Below are 2,852 nucleotides of genomic sequence, written 5' to 3' on the forward strand. Positions count from 1 at the left end.
ATGACTGGAACGGGTGCGTGAAATATCGGTACATTAGTGGTGGAAGGAAAAGTTATCAACATTTATGGTCAACTTTCTTTTGCAGTAGTATTGCATGGGAAAAATTTACTTAATTACCAGTTAATAAATGGTTTTAATGGTAATATTTTTCTTATAAAATACACAAAGGAGGGAGAAAAACCACCTTAAACAAGTTCAAAAAAATGTCTTGACATCTTTAGCCACCATACACCCAATCTGCACTTGGCTATGGGTCAGTCCTCTGAACCAAAGCGAACAGACTATTATGGACTGCCGAAAGCAGAGATAAACTCGGAATTATGTGTACAATGCGATCAGTGCAGACAAAACTGCCGGTTTGACGCAATCATCGTGGATACGGATTATAAGGTGGATTCTTTTGCCTGTGAAGGCTGTGGAGTTTGTGAAGCTGTTTGCCCTACGGGAGCAGTTTCTTTAAAACCTTCTGTGGCAGGAGAATTGATGCTGTATGCTGATGAAAATAAAGTTTTTTCTACTGCTCAGCTCAAAATGGGAAGCGGGACTTCAGGGATGCTGGTTACCGAGGTGAAAAAGCAGATGAAATCAGCGGCAGCTAATGATGATTTGGCAATTATTGATGGTTCTCCGGGTATAGGCTGTCCGGTCATCGCATCATTAAGCGGCGTTGATATGGTCTTAATTGTTGCGGAGCCTTCCATATCAGGTATCAGCGATATGGAGCGCATTATAAAAACAGCGGAAATGTTCCAAACTAAGACGGCTGTTTGCATCAATAAATATGATACGAATATTGAAAATACCCAAAAATAGAGTTGTTTTGTAAAACACAGAAACTTCCTTTTGCAGGCAGGATACCTTTTGATTCGGATGCAGTAAAAGCAATCAATAACGGACAGACCATTGTTGATATAGATTGTGCATCGGGTCGTGCCGCAAGAGAGGTTTTTGATAAAACGATGAAACTGCTTTTCAACGAAAGTGAAAGGTAAAACATATGATTATAAAAACCTTAGTAGAAAACACATCAATTTCTGAGAAACTCGGTAGTGAGCATGGACTCAGTTTATATATTGAAACAAAGAAACATAAGCTCTTGTTTGATACAGGGGCAAGCGCACTCTTTGCAGAAAATGCAAGAAAAATGAAGGTTGATCTATCAGAAGTCGACCTTGCTGTGATTTCTCATGGACACTATGACCATGGCGGCGGTCTCAAGGCTTTTGTAAACATTAATTCCAAAGCCAAAATATACCTGAATCAAAAATCGTTTGAAAAGTACTACTCGAACAGATCAAACGGAGAAAAAGTGTATATTGGATTAGATGAAGTGTTAATGCCAAACAATCGTTTTGTATTTGTAGGAGAGCATCTTACCATTGATGAGGAACTCGAATTGTTCTCAAATGTCAAAGGCAGAAAATTAAACCCCTCGGGTAATCAAGACTTGTTCATGAAGGTTGGTACTTCCTTTGAACAGGACGATTTTTCCCATGAGCAAAATCTGATTATAAAAGAAGATGAGAAAATACTTCTGGTAGCAGGGTGTGCTCATAATGGGATAGTAAATATACTTGATCATTTCAGTACTGAAAAAGGTTGTCTGCCGAGCCATGTTATTGGCGGTTTTCATCTATATAATCGTTCAGCCAATAAGAACGAGGATCCTGCAATGGTAATACAAATTGGAGAATACCTTATAAATACAAATGCAAAATATTACACCTGCCATTGTACAGGCATTGAATCCTATAATCGTTTAAAAGCCGTTATGGGGGAAAAGATAGATTATCTATCAACAGGTAGTCAATTAATAATATAAACGTAAAGGAGTTAGCAAAATGAGTGAAAATTGCAATCAGAATTGTAGCAGTTGCAGCGACGACTGCACCGAAAGGAAAGAACCAAAAACCGATTTTTCCGAAAAGCCACATGAATTAAGCAACATCAAAAAAGTAATAGGTATTGTCAGTGGTAAAGGTGGAGTTGGTAAATCATTAGTAACATCAATGCTTGCTGTTACAATGAACAGAATGGGTTATCATTCTGCCATTCTTGATGCCGATGTGACAGGTCCTTCTATCCCTAAAGCATTCGGTATCAAAGAAAAAGCCACAGGAAGCGAATTTGGTTTATTCCCTATTAAAAGTAAGACTGGCATTGATATCATGTCCATTAATCTACTCTTAGAAAATGATACAGACCCTGTTGTTTGGAGAGGCCCAATTATCGGTAATACTGTTAAGCAGTTCTGGACAGATGTTATATGGAGCGATGTTGACTTCATGTTTATTGACATGCCACCGGGAACGGGTGATGTGCCACTTACTGTATTTCAATCCATAGCTGTGGATGGAATTATTATCGTGACTTCACCACAGGAGCTTGTTTCAATGATAGTATCCAAGGCCGTTAAGATGGCAGAAATGATGAATATACCAATCATCGGATTGGTTGAAAATATGTCATATTTCAAATGCCCGGATAACGATAAGGAGTATAAGATATTTGGCGATAGTCATATTGAGGAAATTGCTAAAAAGCACAATCTTGAGGTGCTTGCCAAGTTGCCAATTGACCCAAAAATTTCAGCAGTCTGCGATAGAGGTTTGATAGAGCTTTTTGATGGCAATTTATGGTGGCTAAAGATGTCAAGACATTTTTTTGAACTTGTTTAAGGTGGTTTTTCTCCCTCCTTTGTGTATTTTATAAGAAAAATATTACCATTAAAACCATTTATTAACTGGTAATTAAGTAAATTTTTCCCATGCAATACTACTGCAAAAGAAAGTTGACCATAAATGTTGATAACTTTTCCTTCCACCACTAATGTACCGATATTTCACGCACCC

The 2,852-nt window shown here is 37.9% G+C and carries 2 protein-coding genes and 1 pseudogene; all 3 read left to right on the top strand.

Features of this window, described 5'->3' with window-relative positions; genetic code table 11:
- Positions 1 to 231: 231 nt before the first annotated feature.
- Positions 232 to 992: pseudogene (locus tag P378_RS00295) on the top strand (4Fe-4S binding protein); the annotation flags it as partial.
- Positions 993 to 997: 5 nt separating this feature from the next.
- Positions 998 to 1,822, top strand: a complete 825-nt coding sequence (locus tag P378_RS00300; protein ID WP_099081869.1) for an MBL fold metallo-hydrolase — start codon at positions 998 to 1,000, stop codon at positions 1,820 to 1,822.
- A 19-nt stretch (positions 1,823 to 1,841) separates the two neighbouring features.
- Complete coding sequence (locus P378_RS00305) at positions 1,842 to 2,678, top strand: Mrp/NBP35 family ATP-binding protein (protein WP_099081870.1); 837 nt, start codon at positions 1,842 to 1,844, stop codon at positions 2,676 to 2,678.
- The last annotated feature ends 174 nt before the right edge of the window (positions 2,679 to 2,852 follow it).

It is taken from the genome of Desulforamulus profundi (assembly GCF_002607855.1).

What these genes read in the sequence shown, in the direction of transcription:
- P378_RS00300 (WP_099081869.1), top strand. Translation starts at nt 998, where the DNA reads ATGATTATAAAAACCTTAGTAGAAAACACATCAATTTCTGAGAAACTC.
- P378_RS00305 (WP_099081870.1), top strand. Translation starts at nt 1,842, where the DNA reads ATGAGTGAAAATTGCAATCAGAATTGTAGCAGTTGCAGCGACGACTGC.